The organism is Erysipelatoclostridium sp. MSK.23.31, assembly GCF_019125875.1.
In the GTDB taxonomy this organism is placed as follows: domain Bacteria; phylum Bacillota_I; class Bacilli_A; order Erysipelotrichales; family Coprobacillaceae; genus Thomasclavelia; species Thomasclavelia ramosa.
The window spans coordinates 175591-201554 of sequence record NZ_JAHOCB010000001.1; the positions used below are offsets into that span (position 1 = coordinate 175591).

24 protein-coding genes are annotated in these 25964 nt (G+C 32.5%); 4 read left to right on the forward strand and 20 right to left on the reverse strand.

The genetic code is table 11. The features are described 5' to 3' along the window. Positions 1-58: 58 nt before the first annotated feature. The 5 genes from KSU54_RS00775 to KSU54_RS00795 form a co-directional block, all read right to left on the reverse strand. The gene (locus KSU54_RS00775; RefSeq protein ID WP_008793073.1) at positions 59-580 is read right to left on the reverse strand and encodes a hypothetical protein; all 522 of its coding nucleotides are present in this window, start codon (positions 578-580) and stop codon (positions 59-61) included. Between the two features lie 74 nt (positions 581-654). Next, positions 655-1434 (reverse strand): Cof-type HAD-IIB family hydrolase, encoded by a 780-nt coding sequence (locus KSU54_RS00780; RefSeq protein ID WP_003536996.1) that lies wholly within the window; start codon positions 1432-1434, stop codon positions 655-657. A 41-nt stretch (positions 1435-1475) separates the two neighbouring features. Continuing rightward, positions 1476-2906, reverse strand: a complete 1431-nt coding sequence (gene glgA, locus KSU54_RS00785) for a glycogen synthase GlgA (RefSeq protein ID WP_003536993.1) — start codon at positions 2904-2906, stop codon at positions 1476-1478. Beyond that, a complete protein-coding gene (glgD, locus tag KSU54_RS00790) occupies positions 2906-4015 on the reverse strand; it encodes a glucose-1-phosphate adenylyltransferase subunit GlgD (RefSeq protein WP_003536992.1) in 1110 nt (369 codons plus the stop codon). The genes glgA and glgD overlap by 1 nt, the downstream gene beginning before the upstream one ends. Before the next feature lie 14 nt (positions 4016-4029). Continuing rightward, positions 4030-5154: a glucose-1-phosphate adenylyltransferase gene (locus KSU54_RS00795; RefSeq protein ID WP_003536989.1), complete on the reverse strand. Its 1125-nt coding sequence runs from the start codon at positions 5152-5154 to the stop codon at positions 4030-4032. A 237-nt stretch (positions 5155-5391) separates the two neighbouring features. On the opposite strand from KSU54_RS00795, the gene KSU54_RS00800 reads away from it, so the two are divergent. The 4 genes from KSU54_RS00800 (at position 5392) to KSU54_RS00815 (ending at position 8660) form a co-directional block, all read left to right on the forward strand. Next, entirely contained in the window at positions 5392-5811 is a 420-nt protein-coding gene (locus KSU54_RS00800) for a cell wall hydrolase (protein WP_003536987.1), read from the forward strand. Between the two features lie 23 nt (positions 5812-5834). Then, complete coding sequence (gene gerQ / locus KSU54_RS00805; RefSeq protein ID WP_003536985.1) at positions 5835-6233, forward strand: spore coat protein GerQ; 399 nt, start codon at positions 5835-5837, stop codon at positions 6231-6233. A 129-nt stretch (positions 6234-6362) separates the two neighbouring features. Next, the gene (gene asnB / locus KSU54_RS00810) at positions 6363-8183 is read left to right on the forward strand and encodes an asparagine synthase (glutamine-hydrolyzing) (RefSeq protein WP_003536983.1); all 1821 of its coding nucleotides are present in this window, start codon (positions 6363-6365) and stop codon (positions 8181-8183) included. A gap of 84 nt (positions 8184-8267) precedes the next feature. Beyond that, the gene (locus KSU54_RS00815; protein ID WP_003536981.1) at positions 8268-8660 is read left to right on the forward strand and encodes a hypothetical protein; all 393 of its coding nucleotides are present in this window, start codon (positions 8268-8270) and stop codon (positions 8658-8660) included. A 26-nt stretch (positions 8661-8686) separates the two neighbouring features. Here the strand turns inward: KSU54_RS00815 and KSU54_RS00820 are convergent, their stop codons facing one another. The 15 genes from KSU54_RS00820 to KSU54_RS00885 all read right to left on the reverse strand — a co-directional run bounded on the left by KSU54_RS00820 (position 8687) and on the right by KSU54_RS00885 (position 25849). Then, the gene (locus KSU54_RS00820) at positions 8687-9856 is read right to left on the reverse strand and encodes a bifunctional folylpolyglutamate synthase/dihydrofolate synthase (RefSeq protein ID WP_003536979.1); all 1170 of its coding nucleotides are present in this window, start codon (positions 9854-9856) and stop codon (positions 8687-8689) included. A 107-nt stretch (positions 9857-9963) separates the two neighbouring features. Next, complete coding sequence (locus KSU54_RS19095) at positions 9964-10098, reverse strand: hypothetical protein (RefSeq protein WP_003536977.1); 135 nt, start codon at positions 10096-10098, stop codon at positions 9964-9966. A 128-nt stretch (positions 10099-10226) separates the two neighbouring features. Continuing rightward, on the reverse strand, positions 10227-10886 hold the full coding sequence (locus KSU54_RS00825; protein WP_003536975.1) for a uracil-DNA glycosylase: 660 nt from the start codon (positions 10884-10886) through the stop codon (positions 10227-10229). Next, positions 10876-11706: a Cof-type HAD-IIB family hydrolase gene (locus tag KSU54_RS00830; protein ID WP_003536973.1), complete on the reverse strand. Its 831-nt coding sequence runs from the start codon at positions 11704-11706 to the stop codon at positions 10876-10878. Before KSU54_RS00830 ends, KSU54_RS00825 begins: the two co-directional genes overlap by 11 nt. Then, positions 11706-12527, reverse strand: a complete 822-nt coding sequence (locus KSU54_RS00835) for a Cof-type HAD-IIB family hydrolase (RefSeq protein WP_003536971.1) — start codon at positions 12525-12527, stop codon at positions 11706-11708. Before KSU54_RS00835 ends, KSU54_RS00830 begins: the two co-directional genes overlap by 1 nt. 58 nt (positions 12528-12585) lie before the next feature. Beyond that, entirely contained in the window at positions 12586-13362 is a 777-nt protein-coding gene (locus KSU54_RS00840) for an alpha/beta hydrolase (RefSeq protein ID WP_003536970.1), read from the reverse strand. Between the two features lie 44 nt (positions 13363-13406). Beyond that, positions 13407-13691, reverse strand: coding sequence for a septum formation initiator family protein (locus KSU54_RS00845; RefSeq protein ID WP_008793080.1), 285 nt, complete (start codon positions 13689-13691; stop codon positions 13407-13409). Beyond that, the gene (gene yabQ / locus KSU54_RS00850; RefSeq protein ID WP_003536968.1) at positions 13643-14071 is read right to left on the reverse strand and encodes a spore cortex biosynthesis protein YabQ; all 429 of its coding nucleotides are present in this window, start codon (positions 14069-14071) and stop codon (positions 13643-13645) included. Before yabQ ends, KSU54_RS00845 begins: the two co-directional genes overlap by 49 nt. After that, positions 14071-14370, reverse strand: coding sequence for a sporulation protein YabP (gene yabP / locus KSU54_RS00855; protein WP_003536967.1), 300 nt, complete (start codon positions 14368-14370; stop codon positions 14071-14073). Before yabP ends, yabQ begins: the two co-directional genes overlap by 1 nt. Before the next feature lie 49 nt (positions 14371-14419). After that, positions 14420-14959 carry a GrpB family protein gene (locus tag KSU54_RS00860; protein ID WP_008793081.1) on the reverse strand — a complete coding sequence of 180 codons (540 nt, stop codon included), beginning with the start codon at positions 14957-14959 and terminating at the stop codon, positions 14420-14422. An 82-nt stretch (positions 14960-15041) separates the two neighbouring features. Continuing rightward, positions 15042-16367: an MATE family efflux transporter gene (locus KSU54_RS00865; RefSeq protein ID WP_003536965.1), complete on the reverse strand. Its 1326-nt coding sequence runs from the start codon at positions 16365-16367 to the stop codon at positions 15042-15044. A 182-nt stretch (positions 16368-16549) separates the two neighbouring features. After that, positions 16550-17917, reverse strand: coding sequence for an aminopeptidase (locus KSU54_RS00870; RefSeq protein ID WP_003536964.1), 1368 nt, complete (start codon positions 17915-17917; stop codon positions 16550-16552). Positions 17918-18015: 98 nt separating this feature from the next. Beyond that, the gene (locus KSU54_RS00875; protein ID WP_040434246.1) at positions 18016-19797 is read right to left on the reverse strand and encodes a DUF885 domain-containing protein; all 1782 of its coding nucleotides are present in this window, start codon (positions 19795-19797) and stop codon (positions 18016-18018) included. A gap of 108 nt (positions 19798-19905) precedes the next feature. Further along, positions 19906-23967, reverse strand: coding sequence for a chitobiase/beta-hexosaminidase C-terminal domain-containing protein (locus KSU54_RS00880; protein ID WP_008793084.1), 4062 nt, complete (start codon positions 23965-23967; stop codon positions 19906-19908). A gap of 190 nt (positions 23968-24157) precedes the next feature. After that, entirely contained in the window at positions 24158-25849 is a 1692-nt protein-coding gene (locus tag KSU54_RS00885; protein WP_003536961.1) for a family 20 glycosylhydrolase, read from the reverse strand. Positions 25850-25964: the final 115 nt, after the last annotated feature.

Here is a 25964-nt window from a genome sequence, read left to right on the forward strand (position 1 = left end):
CGTTTACCTATAATTTAAATATATGTTTATCTTAACAAAATCATTCATGAAATACAACTTATTTACCTGTTGCCATAGAAAAACTCTGCAAATATACTGTCATATCTTTATCGTTATCCTCAAAATCATCTTTAGCAGCACGATATCCATAAATATAAGTATTATCATCACTAAAGTAAACTATCTCTTTGGCTCTAATTCCAGTATCACTATGAACAAATACATATTGATAAACATCAAGACCACTGTCTAAAACCGGTTTGGATACCTCAATCTCCGAAGCACCACTTTGCTCAATTTCACCAGTATATAATTCATCTTTATCTTCAACAACATTATCAGTTTCATCTTTAATTACTTTAAAATACAATGTGTTGTTGTCCTTAGAGAATTCTACTGTATCTGTATCAGTTGCATTTGCAGTAATCTCATAATTACTTGGATAATAAAAACTAACTCCATCATCAGTACTATACTTAGTTCCACTTTTTTCTAAGTTAACATCTTTATCCCGCGCGCCACAAGCTGTCACAAGACACAAGCATAAAGTTGTAACAAGTATTTTCATTATTTTTTTCATTACAACCACTCCTCTACTATCCCATTTTACACAACTCTCCAACCGATTACAACCTTATTTAGCCCACAATTATTTTATAATAAGCCAAAATATCGTAAAGCCGACACAATCCCATCATTGTCGACATTATCTGTTATGTAATCACACACTGCCTTTGTTTCTGCACAGCCATTTTCCATACAAATTCCCGTACCAACAAACTGGAGCATATCTATATCATTATGTCCATCACCAAAAGCCATCGTTTCCTCAACCTTGATTTTATAATGATCCAAGATAGCACTGATTCCTTCTTGCTTCCCACCTTGCTTGGGAATAATATCATAAGCTCCATCATGCCACTGAGTATATTTGCAATGTTGCGTTAAAGCTACCAGTTCTTCTATCTCCTCTTTTGTTACAAAAGGATCGATTTGATAAACATCATTAATCAAGGCTCGTGAAACATCTTTTTTCGGTGGTAATGAGGTATTGATTGCCGTCTGTGCAGCAACAACCAGATCATTAATTAAATTAATATACAAATCATCTCCTTCAACAAAACTACAAGCCAACTGATGTTTAGTTACATGATCAACGATTCTTTCTACATCTTTAGAATTAATGGGATTTTTATAAATAACCCCTTCCTGATTAAAACAATACCCTCCGTTCAATGTTAGATAACCATCAAATGTAAATTGAGCATTTATCCCTAACTCATCTAATTCTAAATAGTGACGTCCACTTGCAATAAATAATTTGATTCCCTTTTCTTGAAGCTGTTTTAAAGCTGCTATTACACCCTCACTAAGCACTGATCTGCTTTTAGAAATCAATGTTCCATCTACATCAAAAAAAATTGCTTTTATCATACCTTCTCCTTTGGAAAGGAAAAGACAGATTGCTCTGTCTTTTATCCTATTAACGAATTAAATACTTTTAAATATTGGTCAGCGCTAGCATCCCAATCTAACTTTGCCTGCATTGCTCTAGTCATGATTCCTTTCCATGCCTCAGGATCTTCATCGTAAACCTTTAAAGCATAGTCAATTGTTTTCATCATTTCATGAGCGTTATAGTTTGCAAAACTAAATCCAGTTCCAGTATCAGCATATTCATCATATGGCTCAACGCTATCTTTTAAACCACCAGTTTCCCTTACGATTGGAATCGTTCCATATCGAAGAGACATCATCTGTGATAACCCACAAGGTTCAAATAACGATGGCATTAAGAACATATCACACCCTGCATAAATACGACAAGATAACCCAAAATCGTATTTTAACTGTAATGAAACAGTATCTTGGTGGTGATATGCGATTCCTTTTAAAGCATCTTCATAAACCTGATCACCGGCACCAAGAATCAAGATTTGAACCTTACGACTGCACATTTCACTAAATTGATTGATAATTAAATCTAATCCTTTTTGTTTAGTTAATCGTGTCACGATCCCAATTAGTGCAACATCTTTATCTTCAGGCAATCCCACTTCTTTTTGTAAAGCTAATTTATTTACAATTTTATCTTTAAACACCGTCTCTAAATCATAATTTTTAACGATTTGAGGATCTGTTGCTGGATTAATTACATCATAATCAACACCATTTAAAATACCATACAAATCATATTTTCGCATTTCTAAGATATTTTGTAAACCTTCTCCATACTCTGGAGTTAAAATTTCACGTGCATAAGTTGGTGAAACAGTTGTAATAATATCACTATAGAAAATAGCTGCTTTCATCATATTTAAACATCCATCATTTCGACAATTACCATTATAGTATAAATAATTATCTAATCCAAATAACTCACTTAACAATTTAGGGTCAGCTTTTCCCTGGAAAGCAATATTATGAATTGTAAAGACGATTTTAATATTATCGTAATGTTCATAATAACAATATCTTTCTTTATACAACATCGCAATCATCGCTGTTTGCCAATCATGCAAATGAAGAACATCCGGCTTAATATCAAGATGAGAAATCAATTCAAGAACTGCAAAATCAAAATATGCAAATCTTTCATAATCATCATCATAGCCATACAAACCAGGTCTTCTAAAATATTGTTCATTATCAATAAAATAGAAACGTACCCCGTCTAATTCATAAGTAAACACACCACAATATACTTTTCGCCATCCTACCCAAATATCAAAACTAGTGACATATTCAATTTCATCAGCCAATTTCATATCTTGATACTTTGGCAGCACTACAATACTTTCAACACCTTTCTTTACCATCTCTTTTGGTAAAGAACCTAGGACATCTGCAAGCCCACCCGATTTGATAAACGGCGTCGCTTCAGATGTTGCAAATAAAACTCGCATTAAACCACATCTCCTTCTTTAATATACAATGGCGTAGTTGCATCACCTTTTAAATTCAATTGCCGTTGTACTTTAGAAGTCTTATCCATAATTACATTTTCTAGATGCGCTCCTGGATTAACCACTGAACCTGAGAATAGAATACAATTTTTTACTACTGCACCGGTCCCAATTACTACATCACGTCCAATTATGCTATTTTCCACCGTCCCATTGATCATTGCTCCATTTGCAACAAATGATCTTGTTACATCTGATTCTGTTAAATATTTTGCTGGAGGTGTATCATTTGTGATTGTGTAAATCGGCCAGTTGCTTTTAAATACTGCTGATGACACATCTAAATCTAAGAACTCTAATGAATATTTATAATAATGTTCTAATGAATCAATGCAGCGTGCATAACCTTTATATTCATAAGCATTAATTTGTTTTTCATCACATAAATAACCCAGTACATCTTTTAAACTAAAGAATGAACTGATTTTTTGCGCCTGCTTCATTACTTTTAATAAAGTTTTTGTATTAATTACATAAGTTTCTAATGAAATACTACGATCTTTACGACTACCCTTATTACGTTCTACAGCCGTTACAACTTTATCTTTGATCGTTAAGCAATCACATCCAATATATGCTTCATTAGCATCATGAACTTTCTTATATACCATTGTAATTTCAGCACCGGTTTTTTCGTGATTTTCAATTACATCTTCATAATCCATTGTTGTTATGATATGTGCTGGAGCAATCACAACATAATCAGCCTTATTAGCTTCTAAAAAAGCGATATTTTCAATTAAATTATTAATATCATGATTATAATTAGGGTTATTGGCGTATTTTTCATTATATAATAATGAAACCCCACCAGCTTTAGAGTTAAAGTTCCAAGAATCACCATTACCTAAGTGTTTAAATAATGATCTTGGTTTTTTTTGAATCAATACTCCGACTGCATCAATTGTTGAATTTGACATATTAGATAATACGAAATCAATCAATGCATAACGTCCTAAAAAACTAACAGACGCTACTGGTCTTCTCTCTGTAAGACCGACAAAATCTACATCTGAGTGTAAATTAACTATACCAATTGCTTTTACCATCTCTATTTCCTCCCCTACTTATTATCACTAACCAAAGCGACTTCTTTAGCTTCTTTGTTGATCTTAGTTTTTGCACGAATAACTACACCTTCATCAACAATTGCTTTATACACTTCAGCGCCTTCTTCAACTAATACCCCTGGCATTAATACTGAATCAATAACTTTAGCCCCTTCACCAACATTAACGTTGTTGAATAAAACTGATCCTTCAACATTACCATTAACTAAACATCCTTGTGTAATCAAAGAATTTTTAACTTTAGCTTGATCCCCGATAATTTGTGGTTTTCCTAAAGTATCTTCAGTATAGATCTTCCAATCTTTCTTGATGTTATATAAATCAAGATCTTTATCTTTTAACAAGTCCATGTTAGCCTGCCATAAGCTTTCAACAGTTCCAACATCTTTCCAATATCCATCAAATTCATAAGCATATAATTTCTTGTTATCATTTAACATGTCAGGAATAATGTTCATTCCAAAATCATGTTTACTATCTTCTTTTTTGGCATCTGCAATTAAATATTTTCTTAATTGCTTATAAGTAAAGATATAAATCCCCATTGATGCTAATGTAGATTTTGGTTTTTCTGGTTTTTCATCGAATTCATAAATAGTTCCATCTTCATAAGTATTCATGATTCCAAAACGGCTTGCTTCTTTTAATGATACATTTAATACAGCGATAGTGGCATCAGCTTTACGTTGTTTATGAGCTGTAAGCATTTTATCATAATCCATTTTATAAATATGGTCCCCAGATAAAATCAAAACATATTCTGGATCATATTGATCGATAAAGCTAATGTTTTGATAAATAGCATCAGCCGTTCCAGCATACCAGGTTGCTCCTACTTCACCACGTTCACGAGCCGGTAAAATTGCAGCTAGTGATTGTTTTCCATCAAGTCCCCATTTAGTTCCGGCACCAACATAAGTACCTAACAATACAGATTCATATTGCGTAAGCACCCCAACAATATCAATCCCCGAATTAGCGCAGTTACTTAAAGGAAAGTCAATAATACGATATTTACCTCCAAAGTGTACTGCTGGTTTAGCTACTTTAGCTGTTAGGGCTTCTAGACGTGTTCCACGTCCACCAGCTAAAATCATTGCGACAATCTCTCTTCCCATTTTTAAATACCTCCTTGTCTAATGTAAGCGCTTTACCTATAATTTAATTCTACCATAAATTAGAAATAAATTCGAGATTAATTATACGAAATATAATTATTGTATCTTGTCATATATTATACTCTCATTTATTTTTTAATAAAATGATATCATAATTTTTATCCCCGCAATTTTCCCTAAATTCAAACAACTATCATTTTTTATAAATAACTGCATATATTATAACGGGGTGATAATTTGGCACGAATTAAATACTCAACCGAAGAAGTCGATTTACTAGCGCGGCTTATTAAATCTGAAGCTTTAGGTGAAGGAGAACAAGGTATGCTATTAGTTGGTAATGTAGTTATCAATCGCGTTGTTGCAAACTGTGATGTTTTTCGAAACACCCGAACCATCACTGAAGTAGTCTACCAAAAGAATGCTTTTTCCGGGGTCGGAACCCCACTCTTTAACGAACCAGTCAACGAACTGCTTCGGCAAATTGCATTACGCTGTATTAACGGCTATCGAAATGAACCGGCAACTAATGCCCTATGGTTTAAAAATCCCGGTACCAATGTCGCTTGCCCAGAAAAATTCTATGGCAATTTATCCGGTCGCTTTAAACAACACTGTTTTTATAACCCAGGCTTAAAATTAAATTGTGATTTATAAAAAATTATACGAGGAGATCGATTATGGATTATTTTAATGACTTAAACCCTTATTTAGTACGGCAGGATCCAGCTCCAGCTGAAACCCCTGATACTACCCCAACGCCAGCTCCGGCCCCTACCCCTAACCAAACCCCAGGAACACCTTCTACACCTTCAGTAACTCCAGCACCAGTTATTGATCAAGCATATGTTGAAAATATTTTACGGATCAACGTTGGGAAATTAGGTACCTTTTACTTTACGTATACCGGCAGCAATGAATGGCGGGACAGAATCTTTAAAGGTATTATTGAACAGGCGGGACGAGATCATTTTATTCTTCACGATCCCAAAACCGGTAAACGCTACTTATTACAATTAGTCTATCTTGAATGGGCTGAATTTGATGAAGCGCTTAATTATCAATATCCATATCAATAAGGACTAAGTCCTTATTGATTCTTATTTATTCTTAATTTTTTCTTATCTATCTTAGCATTATTTAATAAAGCTTAACTTTTACCCATTTCTATTATTTAAAGCATATAATGCCACCATGGAGGTATTTATATGTGCGGAATTATTGGATATACTAATAACGTTTCCAACAATCAAAGCGTTATTGAAAATATGTTACAAAAAATTAGTCATCGCGGACCAGATGATCAAGGATACTATCAAGATAGTAAAATCACATTAGGGATGCGACGTTTAAGTATCATTGATTTAGACAGCGGTAACCAGCCTTTATTTAATGAAGATAAATCATTGATTCTCGTTTTTAATGGTGAAATATACAACTATCAAGTCTTACGAGCAAAACTCATCTCTTTAGGTCATACTTTCACGACTAATAGCGATAGCGAAGTAATCATCCACGGATACGAAGAATACGGTAATGATATTGTTAATCATTTACGAGGAATGTTTGCTTTTGCCATCTACAACATACATACTAAGGCGCTTTTTATAGCGCGTGATATTTTTGGAATTAAACCATTATTTTATACAATTGTTAAAAATGAATTAGTTTTTGCTTCAGAGATCAAAGCATTGTTTGAATATCCGGGAGTTGAAAAAAAATTTAACGAGCAGTGCCTTTCAAGCTATTTAGCTTTTCAATATAATCCTTTAACAGAAACATTTTACCGAGGCATCTTTCAACTCTTACCAGCTCATTATCTTGAATTTACTGATAATCTAAAACTAACCCATTACTTTAAATTCAATTATAATCTTGATGATAATTTAAAAGAAACCGATGCCCTCAATATGCTTGAATCAACGCTGAAAGATTCAATCAGCCACCATCGCCTAGCAGATGTTGAAATGGGTTCTTTTCTATCTGGAGGTATCGATTCTTCTTACTTAGCAGCAAACAGCCAAGTAAAAAAAACTTTTAGTGTCGGCTTTGAAGATCATCGTTGTAACGAACTCCCTTTAGCCCGAGAATTATCTCAATATTTAGATATTGAAAACTATCAAAAAGTAATTACCAAAGATGAATTTTGGCATACTATCCCTACTATTTTAAATATTCTTGATGAACCAGTTGCCGATCCTTCGATCATCCCACTCTATCATTTAACTAAATTGGCTAGTCAACATGTAAAAGTAGTATTATCAGGAGAAGGCGCTGATGAATTATTCGGAGGTTATAATATCTATCAAACCCCCCTGACCCTAGCCCCAACGAAAATAATTCCTTTCTTTCTTCGTAAAGGTCTTAAAAATATTTTAATAAAGACCAATTATGAATTTAAAGGTAAACAATATTTAATCCGAGCTGGACAAAAGATAGAAGAACGATTTATTGGAAATGCATTTATTTTTCAAAACCATGAGCTAAAAAAACTAATTAAACCACAATGGCCTATATACCCACCACAAGTTTTAACAAATGCTTACTACCGTGATGTTGCAAGAAAAGATGATATCACTAAAATGCAGTATATTGATTTAAACTTTTGGCTAAGGGGCGATATTTTGCGTAAAGCTGATCATATTTCCATGGCTAATTCACTTGAAGTGCGAGTACCCTATCTAGATAAAGAAGTATGGGCTATTAGTTCCATTTTACCAACAAATTTGCGGGTCAACAAAAAAGCAACTAAGTATATTTTTCGAAAAATGGCAGCAAAATCCCTTCCTCTTCAAAATAGTGAACGAAAAAAACTTGGTTTCCCTGTTCCCTTAAATGAATGGATCAAAGAAGAACAATATTATCAGCCTATTAAAGAACTCTTCAACAGTAAAAGTGCTCAAAAATATTTTAATTGTGACTATTTAAATTATCTTCTTGATGAACATTATCAAGGAATTCACAATAATGCGCGAAAAATTTGGACCGTCTATATTTTTCTAACTTGGTATAATCGTAATTTTGACTAAGAAGATTTTATCTTCTTTTTCTATGCTTTTTCATCTTATCTCTCTTTCAAGAATGCATAAGTTATATTAGAAAGGAGGGAAATAATGAATTGTCTAAAAAAACAATTATTAATCATTAGTTTTGCACTTATTGTTGCAATTGCTATATTTTTAATATTTGGTAGTTCAATTTATATCAATCAGATTTTCTTTATCATCAATGCATTCCTCGGTATCTTTGGACTCGTCAGTATCTTAATCAGCGAAGCTTTAACCCCGCCAAATAACGCTTATACTTGTTGCGGTAATCTAGCTACGCTCGGCAGTAGTGGCTTAATCCTAATTTCTCTATTAGCAATTATCATTGAAGCCTATGCTTATACAAGTGTTATTAGCCTAATTCTCGCTGGGAGTTTTTTCTTCTTAGTTTTGATGCTAGGCGGTATATGGTGCTATCTCAACCTTCGCAATCACTGTCATCGTAACTATTATTGTTGACAAACAAAAAGGCAGGTAAATTTGAATCATACCTGCTTTTCAATTAAATTATTTTGAAGATATTTACGGACCGTGCTAATAAAATGTAACGAGCCTGTAATAATTAAATGATCATATAGATCAATATTATTTTTAATTGCTTCTTTAAAATCAATTCCTTCTAATTGTAGCCGTTCATCTGCAAATGTTGCTTGAATCAATGGATATTCACTTAATAAAGCTTCCATTTGTTCAATATCTTTATCCCCCAAAGCACTGAAGATAACTAATGCCTTTTTTATTTGTTGATCATGTAATGTCTTAATTAGTGCCTTGATTCCATCGATATTATGTGCCCCATCTAAATAAATCTTTCCAAACTTTTCAAATCGGCCTGGCCAGCTAAATCCATCTAAAGCTCGTTGTACTAAGGAATGATCTAACTCAATCAAATAGTCACATACATTAATCGCCAATGTCGCATTAGCAACCTGATAACTACCACAATTACTTAACTGGTAATCATAACCTAAACAGCTAAAATGATAAGGATATCGATAATCACAATCTATCTCCACACTAACTACTTGACTATTTTTAATTTCAGCTGCAGCTTTAAAAATATCAATCAAATCATTATTTATTTCGCTAGTAAAACAAGTTTGTTCAGGTTTAATGATTCCAGCTTTATGATGAGCTATTTGTGCTAAAGTATCACCTAACATAAACTGATGATCATAACCGATATTAGTTATCACACTGCAAACACTATCAATTACATTAGTTTTATCATTTAATCCCCCGATTCCTGTTTCAATAATTCGATAATCTAGTTCTTCTTCATCAAAATAACGCAACATGATCAAAATATCAATTTCAAACATCGATAATTGTTCGCTTTCAATAATCTCAACAAGACTGTTAATAATCATCAGCAGTCGTTCATCACTTATCATTTCCCCATTAATACAAATACGATCATTATGACAAATAAGATATGGTGATGTAAATGTTCCCACACGATACCCATGTTCAACCATAATATCTTTAATAAAATTAGTTGTTGAACCTTTACCATTAGTTCCAGCTATATGAATAATATTTTTTTGGTAAATGTTAAAGCCATATTTTTTAATTGTCTCTTTAAACTGTTCCAAGGTCCGCTTAGTTCGCTTTGACTCTATATACACTAGCGCACTTTTAATATCATTAAACATTATTTTCTCCTCTGCAAGTAATTTAACTTATTCTAATACAATTTATCTATAATGACAAATAAGGATTCAAAATAAAAGGACTTCTTTTACGAAATCCCTCTTTTATCTTATAATTGAATCTTTTTTTTGAGCCGTTTAACAAACCACACCATTCCTACAACTGCAACAAATATTCCAAGTCCCCAAATAACCAATGTTCCAGCACTAACCGGTGCCCAAATAATCCCAATACCACTATTCATTTTAGTCCCCTCCTTTTTTCACTTTTAATTATAACATATTTAATATATTTTTTTAATGAATCCTATAACGATTAAGAAAACTTAAGAAAAAGGTTGCCTTTATCAGTATAATTACTATAAACCAACCTTTAAATATTATCAATTTGCCAATCAATCATTGGCATTCCATTCCTAATCAAAAATTCATTTGCCTTACTAAAAGGATGTGAACCAAAGAATCCCCGATGTGCTGATAGTGGAGAAGGGTGCGCACTCTCTAAAACCAAATGACGTGAAGTGTCGATATATTGTTTTTTAGCACGGGCATTATTTCCCCATAAAATAAATACTAGCGGCTTTTGGCGTTTATTTAAAGCTTTAACAATATTTAAAGTAAAAGTTTCCCAACCTTTACCAGAATGACTATTAGCCCGCCCTTCTTCAACTGTTAACACATTATTAAGCAACAAGACTCCTTGCTTAGCCCATTTTGTGAGATCTCCATGATTAGGAATCATTGTTCCTAAATCATCTTGTAACTCTTTATAAATATTAACCAAACTTGGGGGAATCCGAACCCCCGGATAAACACTGAATGCCAATCCATTTGCCTGATGAAGTTCATGATAAGGGTCTTGTCCTAAAATAACTACTTTAACATTTTCATAATCACAAAGATTTAAAGCTCTAAAAATATTTTCTTTTGGGGGAAAAATCGTTTTATGTAAATATTCATTTTCAACAAACTGATGTAGCTGCTTATAATAATCTTGTTGAAACTCAATTTCAACAATATCTTTAAATCTCATTAAAAATAAATTTCTCAATCAATTCTGCCACAACACCTTCGTTGTTGTTAGCATTTGTTGTATAATCACATGCAGCTTTAACATCATCTACAGCATTGTTAGCAGCGACTGATAAGCCCGCCACTTTTAACATTGCCATATCATTATAATTATCACCAACAGCAATCGTTTCTTCAATAGCGATGCCTAATTTATTTGCTAAATCAATCAATCCTTGTCCTTTATCCACCCCAAGAGCATTGAATTCCATGTAACGATTTGATGAATAACTAACCGCACAATGTCCATCAGTAATTGGTTTTAACCCCTCTTCTAAACTCATTAAATAAGGAACATCAACATTTTGATACAAAATCTTAGAAATTGGTGTATCCTTTAAAAAATCAACACTATTAACTTCAGGATATACCGCTTCTAACTTTTGATTTTTAATTCTTTGGCGTTCCGATTCACTTAAATTAAACACATATAAATTATCAGGCGTATAAACATGGATACAAACATCAAAATTTAATCCTGCTTCAAAAATTTCTTTCATCTTACTAAACTCTAAACCTTTGAACTCAATAATACGATTATTTTTATTTTCTGTTAAAGCTCCACCATTAAAAGAAATTACATATTCACCCTCAAGGTCATATAATTGTAATTCTTTTAACTCTGGTTGAATTTGCATAAATCCTCGTCCTGTAGCTGGAACAAATTTCACGCCATATTCTTCTCGGGCTCTTTTGATTGCTGCGACATTTTTCGCTCCAACCAAATGCTCATCATTTAATAAGGTTTCATCTAAATCACATGCTATTAGTTTATATCCCATTATTCTGCCTCCAATACAAATTTTTCTATTACTTCTTTTACTGCTCCTTGATCATAATCAACTTCAGTGACATACTGCGCTAATTCCTTAATGTCATCAGTCGCACATGTTACACATACCCCTAACTTAGCCGCTTTAATCATTTCAACATCATTATAATTATCACCAATTGCAATTGTTTCATTAATATCGATGCCTAAATAATTAGCTAGCCAGCGCAACCCAAAACCTTTATCAATTCCAATCGCATTAAATTCTAAATAACGCCCTGAAGAATAACTAGCACAAGCTTTTCCTTCAATCATCTCACTGACTTCCACTTCAATCGACTTTAAATACGGCATATCTCTTTTTTCATACAAAATCTTTGCTATCTTTTCATCTTTCAAGTCATCCATATTGTATTCATCAATAACAACGAACGGTGCCTTTTGATCCGTTTTACGCTGTACCTCATCAGGATCAGCATTATAAATATAACACATGTCAATTGTGAAAATAAGTACACAAACATCAAACTCTCGAGCCTTTTCAAAAAGCATTTTAGTTGTTTCAAACGATATTCCCTCAAAATTTAAGATACGATTATTTTTATTTTCTACAATCAATGCCCCATTAAAACAAATTGAATATTCACCTTCTTGATCATATGCATCGATTTCCTTTAAAATCTCCGGAATCATATTATAAGCCCGCCCTGTAGCTGGAACAAATTTTAATCCTTTTTTACGAGCAGCTTTGATTGCTTCAACATTAAATTCTGGTACGTGATGCTTTACCAATAAAGTCTCATCTAAATCTGACAACATTAATTTATACATAAAATATCCTCCAATACTTTAATAATAGCATAAATTATTAAAACCTCGAATTATTTTCTTATTTGTAAAATAGGTCCATAAAAATCGGCACTCGTTGACGCCATTCATACTCATTGTGACCAGCTTCTTCAAAGAACCGTCCTTCGATCCGATTACTTTTCTTAATAAGCTCATTGTATATTGTCTCATTACTCTCATAGTAGATACGGCTCATCTCTTCATCACCATTACCTTCATTACCACCTAGATCAAGATAAAAACATTGCGTAGCACTTAAATCACTCCGATGGATCAAATCAATAAGTTCATCCATATAAAACCAATATGCACTAGATAGCGATGCCGTCTTTTTAAAAATATGGGGATATTTTAATCCTGCATAAGTTGTAATGATTCCACCCATTGAACTACCAACCATCGCACTATCTTCAACAATCGTAGGGAAATGAGTATCAATATAAGGTTTTAACTGCTTAATAATAAAGCGTAAATACTTGTCCCCTTCACCACCAATTTCTAAACTATCATCACCATATTCCATCATTAAAATTTCTTTACCAATTCGCCATGGTCCATACTCATCTTCACGTTTATTTAAACGGTTATTGCAGGGAATCGCCACCATGATAACATCTAAGTTCTGCGCTTGAACATAATCATAAAATCCCCAACTAATTTTCATATATGAAGTCTCATCAAAAAAAGCATTTTGACCATCATTTATGTACAAGACCGGATAACGCTTATTACTAGTTTCATAATCATCAGGTACATAAATTGTGATTTTACGCTTTCTTCGCAATGATCTCATATACATATTCTCTTCTATAAACATAAATTACCTCCAATAAATAATAAAAATAAGCACAAAGTGCTTATTTATTCTACGCCCGGAATGATCGCTACTTGTTCACCTTCACGCGTGAAAACATAATTTTCACGTGCGTAACGAGCTACGTAATCATCATCATTCAATAAACTGATCTCATTTTCTAAAGCTTTTTTTTCTTTTTCTACTGCTTTCTTTTCCTTTTCCAAAACCGCAATTTCATCTTGACGCTGGAAGACAGTTATGGCGCTATTAAATAAAGTCAACATCAAGCCGCAGCCTATAATCATGTAGGCAAATCCTTTGACGGTTTTATAAACTTTTCTTTTAGCCATTTTACCACCCTCTTCATGCGTTTTATTATACCACTTATTTTCCTAAAAATGAATATTATCGGTCTTAAAAGATATTTTAACATACTTACAATTATTTCAATCAAAAAAAACATATAATAGCTATAATAATTAAGATAGAGAACATATCCAATTACCATACTAATAATAAAATATATTCGAACGACCCCATTATTAATAACTAACAGACCAAGATAATAGAGATACCCAAAAATAATACCAATAACAATCTGTAAAATGAGTCGAAAAATGCGTTTGTGGTATTTATAAAACAAACGATTGATGAGACTGTAAATAAAAGTGAAAGTGAAACCAAAAACCAGTGAATAACTAATTCCTTGAATTTGTTTTACTAAGTCCATTATTTAAGCAGTTTATTAAAAACACTGTCTTTTCCTTTTTGATTCTTTTTATTTGAAACATAGGAAATAGCATCAATGTTGCCTTTAATACTAACCTCACATTTTTCTTGGTCTAACCTTGTCAACGATAATTCGGTCCCCGTAATATTTAAAAAACCTAATGATGTTTCAATTAAAAATTCTAGCGAATCAAAACTTTCAATGTTTTTCACACCTGTTAATTCAATATTTTTACGGTCTTTTAAATAAACATTATGATAAGGTGTGTGTTCAAAACGAATACTGTTATTATTATCCATATTATTACCTCCACTAATTAATATGCTGATTAGTGGAATTAAGAACTATTTATATCTGTTCGACATCTTTATGACGATACCATTTTAACGCTCTGGTTTGTATTTCTTTTGTAAAAGCTTCTTTACCCTTTTTATATTTTTTGATATTATCAGGATATTTTTTAGCTAATGAAAGCTTCAATTCACCATACTCCCTAGCAATATCAGGATTATCTTTTAAATAATCATAAAAAGAAATCAGCAATTCAATTTTATCATGACTTCTTTCATCAAATGCATGAACATGGATTGAACCATCGCTTTTATAATAAAAACGTCGACCTGAAATCCCGTCCTCCCCACAACATTCATAGTCTTCTTTTTTAAATAAAGGATCTAACTGATCTAATTTATTTATGTCTTCAACGATGATCAAAATATCAATAATCGGTTTAGCAACTAATCCAGGAACTGCAGTTGAACCAACATGTGTAATTGTAATTAATTCATCTAAAACGATATTGCGAATCACATTTGCTTCCAGCGCATACTTACGAGGCCAATCTTCATTATACGGAACCACTTCAACTTTTACCACAATTTTCACCATCCTTAATCCCATTATAGCATGACTTCTCTAGTTTAAAAATAGTTCTTTTTATCAACATTTTTGATAACTAAAACCGGATTCATCAATCCCCCAGTTTAGTCCGTTTATAGCTAATATACAGTAATAAAGCAGCTCCAGTCCAAGCAACAATTTCTGCATAATAAATTCCTTCCTGCCCCATAAACAGTGGTAAGAAAAGTGCTATTCCTACACGCATCAATAATTCTACAATTCCAGAAAACATTGGAATAACTGTATTTCCCAATCCCTGTAAAGCATTTCGATAAGTATGTAATATATATAAGATCGGTAGGCAGACCGCCATAATAAACAAGTAGTGATAAGCAACCTCAAGAACCGCATTAATTTCATTTTGACTTCCTGATACAAATAAAGTTAAAATATTTCGGCCAAAAACAATCATAATAAGAGCGATTATTAATGAAGTAACAAGTGATATTAATGCTGAAGCATTAACACCTTCTCGAACCCGTTGATATTCAAGAGCTCCATAGTTTTGCGCATTATAAGTAGTTAAAGCATAACCAAAAGAAATAGCAGCTGTTTCAAGTAAACCATATAATTTATTCGTTGCAGTAAAGCCGGCTACAAAAATAACTCCATAACCATTCACCACAAATTGAACGATCATCCCACCAATTGAAATAATTCCGTTTTGCAAGGCTAAAGGAAGCCCTAATTTTACTAATTCAAAAATTAAATGCCGCTGAATTTTAAAGTGTTCAGACTTTAAGCTAAAAATGCTTTGTTTATATAAAACCAGTAAACAAAATAAGCTGGCAAATAGCTGAGCTAATATTGTTGCGATCGCAGCTCCAGCTATTCCCAAATGAAAAACACAGACAAATAACAGATCCAGCCCCACATTTAATGAAGCTGCAATTACCATTGCAAGTAATGGTGTTTTACTATTCCCAAAAGCCCGTAGAACACATGATAGCAAATTATACATCAAAGTAATTGTCACACCACCAGCCATCACTCGTAAATAAGCAATTGCCCCTTGAATAATATCATTAGGTGTTTGTAAGAGTTTGAGAATTGGAATGATTATCAGCTCACCACTAATCGTTAAAAGTAGTGCAATTACAAGACAAGCAATAACAATATTACCAATTGTTTTAGAAATTCCCTCATGGTTATTTGCACCATATAAATTAGCGACTTTAATCGAGAAGCCCTGTGCGAACCCCATAACAACACTAAGGAGCATCCATTGGATCCAGCCTGCAGCCCCCATACTAGCTAAAGCTTTTACCCCTAAAAATTGCCCAACAATAATCGTATCTACGATTGTATAAAACTCTTGTAAAATATTTCCTAACATCAGCGGCATAGAAAACATCAAAATCAATTTTAGGGGATTACCCTGAGTCATATTTTTCATCCATTCCACCTCCAAGCCTAAAACATTATAACTAAAATTACAATTCCTGCAAGTCTTTTTCTAAGCAAGAAAATGGTTTAATAAACGGGCAACTTTCTATAACTTATCACTGTTATCTGCAATTATCTTATGGTTTATCATCTTTAGTTCAAATCCAAAAATAAAAGATATCCGAAGATATCTTAAATTTGTTTCAAGAATGTGCGATATGCTAGATAAGCTTCATATACATCCACTTTACTAACAATTTCCATTGGTGCATGCATATTTAACACTGCTACTCCTGCATCTATTACATTCATATTATAATTTCCAAGGATATAAGCGATTGTTCCCCCACCACCTTGATCAACTTTACCTAATTCTGCTGTTTGGTAATAAATATTATCATCATCTAAGATTTTTCTAATTTCTGCCATATATTCAGGATTAGCATCATTAGAACCACTTTTACCACGAGCTCCAGTATATTTATTAAAAACTATTCCCTTACCTAAATATGCAGCATTTTTCTTATCGTTAACACTTAAATACAATGGATCAACTCCAGCGCTAACATCACTTGATAACATTTTTGAATTAGCCATGGCTTTTCTTGTTTTAACGAAACTATCTGTTCCTTGTTTCAACAATAATTCGCTAACCGTATTTTCAAAGAATAAAGACTGTGCCCCAGTTGCTCCAACACTTCCTATTTCTTCTTTATCTACTAAAATACAGCAGCTTGTATAATCAGGCATTTCTATATCTAAAATAGCCATTAATGATGTATAAGCACAAACACGATCGTCATGCCCATAACCAGCAACCATACTACGATCTATTCCATAGTCACGAGCTTTCCCACTAGGTACGATTTCAATTTCCGCACTTAAAAAATCTTCTTCATCAAAATCATATTTATCTTTTAGAATTTTTAAAACATTTGCCTTTACAGCATCTTTTTCATGATCCTTTAAAGGAATACTTCCAAAAGTAACATCTAGGTCTTCTCCTTCAATTACTTTCGCACCATCTTTTTTCAATTGATCAGCAGATAAATGAACTAACAGGTCACTAATTCCAACGACTGGATCATTTTCATCTTCACCAATATTTACATTTATCACAGTACCATCTTTTTTTACTACAACACCTACCATTGACAGTGGAATAGTTACCCATTGATATTTTTTTACCCCACCATAATAGTGTGTATCAAGCATTGCAAACCCTTCACTTTCATATAAAGGGTTTTGTTTAAGATCCATTCTTGGTGAATCAATATGAGCACCTAAGATTCGCATTCCATCTTCTAGCGGTTTTTTCCCAATAACAAATAAAGCAATATTTTTTTTCATATTAGTAACATATACTTTATCACCCGGTTTTAAAATATCTACCTCATTTAACTCTTTATATCCATGTGCCATTGCCAGTTTAACAGTTTCACTGACACATAACCGTTCTGTTTTACCTTTGGTAATATAATTTTTATAACCTTCATTAAAAGTCATAATATCATTAATTTGTTCATCATTATACTTTTCCCAAGCAAGTTTTCCGTACATATATACATCTCCTTTTCTTATGATACATATAGTATACCAATTTTTTCCAACTTACAATCATAATACTCTAACTGTTTTTTAGATTCATATAAAATCTTTTATTTAGCACTCTTAATATAAGCTGCTACATTTCTTTCAACAACTGTAAAAGGTGCATTTCCACTCTTTAAAATTGCCTCATGAAATTTCTTATCATTGAACTTATCACCCAATTTATTTTGAGCTGTTTCTTTTAAAAGCATAAATTCTTCATAACCAACATAATATGGCTCAAACGCAGCCGGATTAGCTTGCAATTGTTTATATTGAGTTTTTAAACTGTCCTCCTCTAGATTAATACCCTTTTCAGAGATAAAGTCACTAAAATCATCAAGTGACCATCCCTCATAATGAATTCCAATATCACAAAGAATCATTATATCATAACTTGCTAATTCATTTTCCTTAAGCGCTTCTAATACATTTTTATCAATGCCTGTTAGATATTTATATGCATAAAATTGGGCATATACCGCATATCCTTCTGTATAAGCACTTGAATTAGCTAAAGCCTTTTGATATGGGGATTGAATATTTTCATACATATATGCATACTGATACATATGCCCCGGATAACCTTCATGGGCTACTGTTGAAAAAGTATCAAGATCTGATACCTCACCAGTCGATGGATTGACCCGTAATTGTTTTATACCGTTACCATCCAAAGGCGGAATATTAAAATATGCTGCGACGCCAGAAGAAGATGCTATTTCTTCATTAATATCCCTAATATTATAAGATAAACTACTAACATTAGGAAAATCTTCAAATAGTTGAGCACTAATATCATCTAGAATTTCATCATAACTAGTATACTTTGTAGTTGGTATTTCACCACCACTAGTAAGAAATTCTCTAACACTAGCATTTTTAATCACATTCTCCTGAAGCTTGGAAATATGTTTGTCTAAACTGTCTTCCATTAATTCTTTTATTTCCATTACTGATTTATCAGAACCAACGGCATTTTGCAATAACAGTTCATAATATTCTTTTCCATTTTTAAACTTGACTAATCCTTCTTCATTATTGCCGGTTAGACTTACTTCATCCATTAAATCTTTAACAGCTTGATAAGCAGGAATAAAAGAAGAATTAAAAGCTGTTTTTAATTGCTCTTTATATGTATTGCCAACACTCTCTTCTAAATTTAAAGTATCTATATTTTTATTTATATCAGATAAAATTAAACTATTTTCACCACTTTTAATCACATTATCACAATACTCTCTAACCGCATCAACATCTATCATTAGCAAATCACGTTTTGCCTGTTCTTTGGTATAGTCAATAGCTCCTTGTAAATATGGTAAGACATCATTCACTAAACTAATAATATCCTTTACGTCTTGTTCATTTCTAAGCGACCAGTCAGCTAACATAGTAGGAATCTGATAATGTATTCCAGAAATACTCTCAAACAATTGTTGATAATAATCAAATTTATCATCGCTCATTTCACGAGCTAGATTATTTTGAAATTCATAAATATCATAAGTATCCTGCTGTTCTTTAGTTAGTTTTGAACGCTCGAACTTCTTAAACTCCGCCCACGAATCAGCATCTTTCTTCTCCTGATTTCTCATGCTTTCTTCATCTAATCGCACCCCTAGATTTACTGTTAACTTTGAAATATCAACATCAAAATTCTCAGGATGTTCTAAAAAAACATGCGCAGTTGTATAATCACTTTCCATTGTTTCAATAAATTGTCTTTCAATAAATCGATCAAAACTCGCTCGTTCATCTTTGTTGTTAGTATCTGCTGTACAGCCACTCAAAGATATTATCATTACTAATGATAATAATAGTAATGATATTCGTTTTAATATTCGCATAAATTGCCTCCTCATTGTGCCATATATTTATTATAACGTTTCTTTAAATACATAACCATGCATTATATCAAAAATAGTAACGAGAATTTATCTCGTTACTACCTCTAATTAAATTTCTTTTCTTCTTTTCAATAAGATAACACCTGCTATCATTGATAATCCTAAAATCATTAAATCACCAATAATATTTTCATTATCCCCTGTTTTGACCGGCTTATTTACTGAAACTTCTGATTTTGATGAATCTGGTTTTTCAACCACATCAGGATCAATAACTGTTTCTTCTTTAACCGTAATTGTAAAAGCTGCTTCACTTATATTACCTGCTTTATCACTAGCTTCTACTGTTACTGTATATACCCCTGCTTTACTACAATCAAAATCAGTTGTAATATCTGCTTTCGCAATATCAATCACACCATCTTGATCATCCTTAATAAATAAGTCGAGGATTTCACTTACTGTTGCTTTTACACCAACCATAACAGCCGCATCATTACCTTCTATTACCGGAGCAATCAAATCACTACTTACTATTTTAAAATGTTTACTTAATACATCAGCAATACTAGTATTTCTCGTAAAGTCAAAATTTGACCATTTTGCTTTAACTGTTTCAAAATCATCAGTATTAATATTCACATTGGTACTGTCATTTTTAGGCATTGTGTACATTCCCCAGCTGCTATTTGCTCCAGCAACCTTATATGTCCAACTTGTATATGACCAGCCTTGTTCATCAAAAACACTTAAACCATATTCCCAACTATCCATATTTGTAAAGAAAGTGAACTCACCAACAAAAACCGGTACATTATAATTAGTATCTTCATTTACATATTTTATTTTACTATTAATAAAAGCTTTTTGATATTCTAAATTATTAATATCATCCCATCCATAGAAATGATATTGATAAACAACATTTTCCCAGCCATATAATGTTGGAGCTGGTAGGTGCGTTGGTTCCCAAATTGCTTGAATTTGAATGATATGATCTTGATCAATTGCTCTTACTGCCTTATAAATACGATCATACACTTCAAACTGTTCAGTACCTAATGCTCCACCTGGTTCATTTAATAAATCATAACCAGCAACCCACTCATTTCCATTGTAACGAGCTGCAATTGCTTCCCACAATTTAATTGTTTTTTGAATATTTTCTTCTTTTCCAAAAAAATCACCTTGATCAGGATAAGTAATATCACCGGAATGATCTTTACCATTTTGTGAGCCAAATGCACCATGCATATCAATCAATGTATAGATTCCATGTTTAGCTGCTTCTTCTATAAACCAATCTAAACGATCAAATGCAGTCTCTTTAAGCGTTCCGTCTAAATTAGCCATCTCAAAATAAGTGATTGGTAATCTAAGACAATTTACTCCTTCTTCTTTTAAAGTTATAAAATCAGCTTCTGTAAACCAATTATCTTGATAAGTATTAATTAACTCCCAAGCTTTTGCTTCACCAAAACGTTTTGTAAATGTTTCCAGCATTGTTTTTTGATCTGGTGCGCTAGTTGGACATTGCCATTCTTCCATAACGAGCCAGCCACCAACATTAGTTCCTTTTAATTGAATTTTTTCTCCAGCACCATAATTATTACGAATTACTTTTCCATCTGTTTTTAAGAAATTTGAAGCTTCTTGATTAACTTTAATTTCATTTACAGTTATCTCACTAATACCATTTTTTGTTACTGTAATTGCTTTGACCACAGTATCTTGTTTAACATAAAACGGTTCCTTAAACTCCATACTGTCCCTAGAAGGTATTGAGCCATCCACTGTATAATAAATCTTACTATCCTGAGTATCGCTGCTCATTGACACTAACTGCCTTTGACCATAAGTACCACTACCTGGCGTAATCACTGGGGCCTTAGCTTCAGTAATCGGATTAATTATATATGTGTGATTTGTAACCACACCAATATCATTACTATTTTTATATGTTGCTCCAACAGTAAAAGTTGTATTTTCACTAACCCGTAGCGGTTGAGTATAATGATTTGATGCCACTGTTGGAACGCTGCCATCTGTTGTATAATAAATTTCTACTTGATCATTATTTGGAACTCTAAATTCCACCACTACTGAACCATCATAAGTTCCCGCTGGTTTGTCAGCTTGAACAGCTACTGGCGCAATAATATAATCTAATGTTGTTACTGCACTTGTTTTACCATCTCGTTCAGCAATTGCTTTAACTGTCATTGATTTACTAATTGTAAGAGGCTGATCATAGCGTGATGAAGTCAGACTTGGAACACTGCCATCTGTTGTATAATAAATATTCGCATCAATATCACTAATTAATTCAACCGTCTTACTACTAGTAAATTTAGTTTCCGGAATGCTCGCTGTAACTTCGGATGGCACTGTTGGGTATTGATATTTAAATGTCATTACATTTCCAGCACTATCACCTTGATAAGTTACCGCCTTAAGCACGGTAGTTTCACCTATAGAAATTGGCGTTGTATATTTAGAACTTGTTTTTGAAGGAGTCGACCCATCAATCGTATAATAAATAGCAAGATTATCTTCATTACTTAATGTTACTTTAATTGGTTTTGTATACTTTCCTGCTACTTTATCAGCTTTAACATCACTAGGGATATTTGTATCTTTTATATATGCTAATTCCACTACTTCACTATATTTTCCATTATCAAAACTAACTGTTTTGAGTGTTGTTGTTTTAGATAATTCTATTTCACCGCTATATTTAGTACTATCAACATTTGGGGTACTACCATCCATTGTATAATACATTGGTGCATTGTTATCATTTTTTAAAGTTACTGCTAACCTATCTTTAAAAATATAACCATCGCTTATATTGGCTTCCGGTTTAGTCGGTACTAAACTTGGCAATCCCGAATATAAATAATTATCAAAATAAATATCATCTAGATAATATGTTCCTGCGTTCCATTCACCAATTCTAATTCCCGCTATTTTAGTTTTATCGATCTTATTAAAATCAGATACTTTGATACAATATTGGACCCATTTATCCTTTGTTGTACTTGGACTTCGCCATCCAAAATCTGACTCCTTTCCATCAGTATCAATCAATGATACTTGAAGGGTGTTACTTCCTTGGGTATCTTTGATATAGAAAATTAAATATTTTAAATCTGCCGCATTAACAGCATGATTAAAATCAATTTTTATACTTCCTTTACTAGTACTAGCGGCTTCACTCTTAGTTTTTACATATTTTAGACTTTGTTCACCACTATGTTTTTCATTTGTAACAATTGTCCCCGATGCCCCATTAGCTGCACTAAAATTATTTTGGTCTTCAAATGTTTGAACAACTACAGGTGTATAAATCCGATTATCTTGATGATCAATAATATAATCAAATTCATAAACTTCACTAATATTTTGATTATCGACTACAATTGCCTTTAAAGTCATAGACTCATCGATTGTAAGACTATTGCTATATTTAGTACTGCTAATAGTTGGCTGACTTCCATCAACTGTATAATAGATTGATTGTCCTTCTCCAGCCGTAAGGGTAACTTCAAAACTATCATTATATGTACCTGTGTTTTTACTTGCACTTAATTTTAAATCTTTAGCCAAGACATCTGTAAATTGAACATCATCAATTAAATAACTACCTTTATTCCATTCACCGATAACAACACCAGTAATCTTACTTAAATCAATATTTTTAAATTGATCTAAAGATACAGATAATTGACTCCATTTACCCGCCGTTACATTCCCTGTCCAGTTGCCACTAGTAGCATTACCACTGGCATCAATTAAATGGACTTTAGCACTATTCGTTCCATTGTCTTTGATCCAAAAAGTTAAATACTTGTAGTTTGAAACATCGACTGATGTCTCTTTTGTTATTACCAAACTACGTTCACTAATACTAGGATCACCACTATTGGCAAGCTCTAGTTTAGCTACTAATTTTCCCGTTCCTGTTGCAAATCCCTCAATAAAACTAACCGCCGCATTGTTTGATCCGTCAACATTTGAATCATTACCTTCAAAATCCGCAAATACCAATGGTTCTTTATAATTGGACTCATTTAAGGCAAAAATTCCTGTCGGTACGAAACTTAACAGCATTGCTATAATAATTGCAATCGAACCAGCTTTTTTAATTTCTCTAATTACTCTCTTCATAGTTCCCTCTATTTAATAGAATGATTATAATTCATTGGTATAAATAAAGTTTATACTATATCATTATAAATGTAAAGGCTTTCTTTGTGCACTGCTAATATTTAACTGCAATATAAAAGAAGCCTAACTTTAATAAAATTAGACTTCTTATTATGAATCAATGACTATAACTATTTATTTTTATCGTCTATTAATATGTTTTACGTTTTTTTAAAACTAATGTGCTAGCTAAAATACTCATTGCCGCAAAACTTAACCAAACCATTGTATTTGTTGTATCACCTGTTTTTGGTGAATCTACTTTTTCTGAATTTGGTTTATCTGGTGTTACTGCCTCTTTCTTTTCTAATGCCGCAAGAGCCTCATTAATAGCAGCTGCCATCGCATCAACATCTTTTTGTTTCGTGATATCTAAGCCCCGTTTAACAGCTTTAACAGCAGCATCAACTTTTGAAAAATCTGTATACTCATCTTTATTTAAAGCCTCAGCTTTTGCAATTGCTTCGTCAACTTTTGAATAATCTGCATCTTTTAATGTTAGATCGATAATTGCCTGTTCAATAGCGGCTGCATACCCATCAACAATACTTTGTTCTGTAACTCGGATGCTACGATCAATATTATCAATTGCTGTATTAAGCTTTTCTACTGACTCAGTTGTATAAATGCTTAGATCTTCAGGAATCTTAGCAATTGCTTCATCAACTTTTGTAAAATCTGCAGGACGAATCAAATAATCTGTATGTTTTTGTGAATAAAGATCCATTAACTTTATAATTCTATCCATATCATGCTCTTTGCTAGGAGTATCGCACCATACACATTGCATACTTCCAATAATTGGTAATTCATTTGAAGCACCTGTTACATCAGTAAATTTTTTATTGTTAATATTGTTTACAGTACTATTGTAGTTATATCCTCCGGCATCAATATTTCCTAATACCCAATACCATGCATCATTAGTATTTAAGATCTTATGACCTTTATTTACAAGATATTCAGCTTTAGCGACATTGAATCCCCACCAGCCAGCAGTCCAGTATGAAATGATAATATCTTGATCAAATGTTCCAGAACTATCTTTTTTATTATAGTAGATACCATCATTAAAACACATTGGCTTCATTCCTGCATCTTTAATGATTTTTGCTAAATCGTTAGCATAAACAACAAATTCATCATATAAACCAATTTTTTGTAATTCTCCCCATCCTGGATTACTGAACACATCATTGGCATATTCATCAGCACCAAAATTGAAGATTTCAGATACATTTGCATTTGCAAAATAGGTAACATATTTTTTTACTAACTCTTTAGTGAATGCAATAGCTTCATCACTTTCGATATTAACTGTACGTTCTGATTCTTTTCCATTATAACTATAACGTACATTTTTCATCCCTAATTCTTCCATTGCAACTAAAATAGAATCCATATGACCAGGACTATTAATAACTGGAATAATGTGTAATCCTCTTTCTTTAGCATAAGCAACAATCCGATTCATTTCAGTCTCATTTAAAGCATTACCGTTTGGATCTTTATAATAATGATCATTTCCTGCTGTAATTGCTTTTTTCACCGCTTCACTTGCATATGTCTTACCATCAACAGTAATTGACATATCATCTAGGAAAAAACGTAATGCATCATTCCCTAACAAAATTTGAACATCTGTGTAACCATTTAAATAAGCTTTATCAATAATTTGTAAAAGCTGTTCTTCTGAAAAGTATTTTCTCCCGGCATCAATAGAAAACACCCGCTTCATTCCTTCTTCAGCTGCATAAATCTTTGCCATACCAACATTTGCAATCGTCCCAAAAAGCATTGTCAGCACCAGCATAGCTGAAAATAATTTTTTTAATCCTTTCATCTTATCCTCCTCTTCCGTATAGAACAGCGATAATATAATTAATCCTATTAAATAAAATATAAAAGACCAAATTGAAATTTATACGAAAACAACTGCATATAGCTACACGTTATTC

Coding starts and splice junctions, on each gene's coding strand:
- KSU54_RS00885 (WP_003536961.1), bottom strand. CDS start 25,849: ATGAAAGGATTAAAAAAATTATTTTCAGCTATGCTGGTGCTGACAATG.
- KSU54_RS00825 (WP_003536975.1), bottom strand. CDS start 10,886: ATGAGATTTAAAGATATTGTTGAAATTGAGTTTCAACAAGATTATTAT.
- KSU54_RS19095 (WP_003536977.1), bottom strand. CDS start 10,098: ATGAATAGTGGTATTGGGATTATTTGGGCACCGGTTAGTGCTGGAACA.
- KSU54_RS00780 (WP_003536996.1), bottom strand. CDS start 1,434: ATGATAAAAGCAATTTTTTTTGATGTAGATGGAACATTGATTTCTAAA.
- KSU54_RS00820 (WP_003536979.1), bottom strand. CDS start 9,856: ATGTTTAATGATATTAAAAGTGCGCTAGTGTATATAGAGTCAAAGCGA.
- KSU54_RS00845 (WP_008793080.1), bottom strand. CDS start 13,691: ATGGCTAAAAGAAAAGTTTATAAAACCGTCAAAGGATTTGCCTACATG.
- yabP (WP_003536967.1), bottom strand. CDS start 14,370: ATGGATAATAATAACAGTATTCGTTTTGAACACACACCTTATCATAAT.
- glgD (WP_003536992.1), bottom strand. CDS start 4,015: ATGGTAAAAGCAATTGGTATAGTTAATTTACACTCAGATGTAGATTTT.
- glgA (WP_003536993.1), bottom strand. CDS start 2,906: ATGCGAGTTTTATTTGCAACATCTGAAGCGACGCCGTTTATCAAATCG.
- KSU54_RS00835 (WP_003536971.1), bottom strand. CDS start 12,527: ATGTATAAATTAATGTTGTCAGATTTAGATGAGACTTTATTGGTAAAG.
- KSU54_RS00815 (WP_003536981.1), top strand. CDS start 8,268: ATGAATTGTCTAAAAAAACAATTATTAATCATTAGTTTTGCACTTATT.
- KSU54_RS00860 (WP_008793081.1), bottom strand. CDS start 14,959: ATGGTGAAAATTGTGGTAAAAGTTGAAGTGGTTCCGTATAATGAAGAT.
- KSU54_RS00830 (WP_003536973.1), bottom strand. CDS start 11,706: ATGGGATATAAACTAATAGCATGTGATTTAGATGAAACCTTATTAAAT.
- KSU54_RS00775 (WP_008793073.1), bottom strand. CDS start 580: ATGAAAAAAATAATGAAAATACTTGTTACAACTTTATGCTTGTGTCTT.
- asnB (WP_003536983.1), top strand. CDS start 6,363: ATGTGCGGAATTATTGGATATACTAATAACGTTTCCAACAATCAAAGC.
- gerQ (WP_003536985.1), top strand. CDS start 5,835: ATGGATTATTTTAATGACTTAAACCCTTATTTAGTACGGCAGGATCCA.
- KSU54_RS00865 (WP_003536965.1), bottom strand. CDS start 16,367: ATGAAAAATATGACTCAGGGTAATCCCCTAAAATTGATTTTGATGTTT.
- yabQ (WP_003536968.1), bottom strand. CDS start 14,071: ATGGACTTAGTAAAACAAATTCAAGGAATTAGTTATTCACTGGTTTTT.
- KSU54_RS00880 (WP_008793084.1), bottom strand. CDS start 23,967: ATGAAGAGAGTAATTAGAGAAATTAAAAAAGCTGGTTCGATTGCAATT.
- KSU54_RS00840 (WP_003536970.1), bottom strand. CDS start 13,362: ATGTTTATAGAAGAGAATATGTATATGAGATCATTGCGAAGAAAGCGT.
- KSU54_RS00795 (WP_003536989.1), bottom strand. CDS start 5,154: ATGGGAAGAGAGATTGTCGCAATGATTTTAGCTGGTGGACGTGGAACA.
- KSU54_RS00875 (WP_040434246.1), bottom strand. CDS start 19,797: ATGCGAATATTAAAACGAATATCATTACTATTATTATCATTAGTAATG.
- KSU54_RS00870 (WP_003536964.1), bottom strand. CDS start 17,917: ATGTACGGAAAACTTGCTTGGGAAAAGTATAATGATGAACAAATTAAT.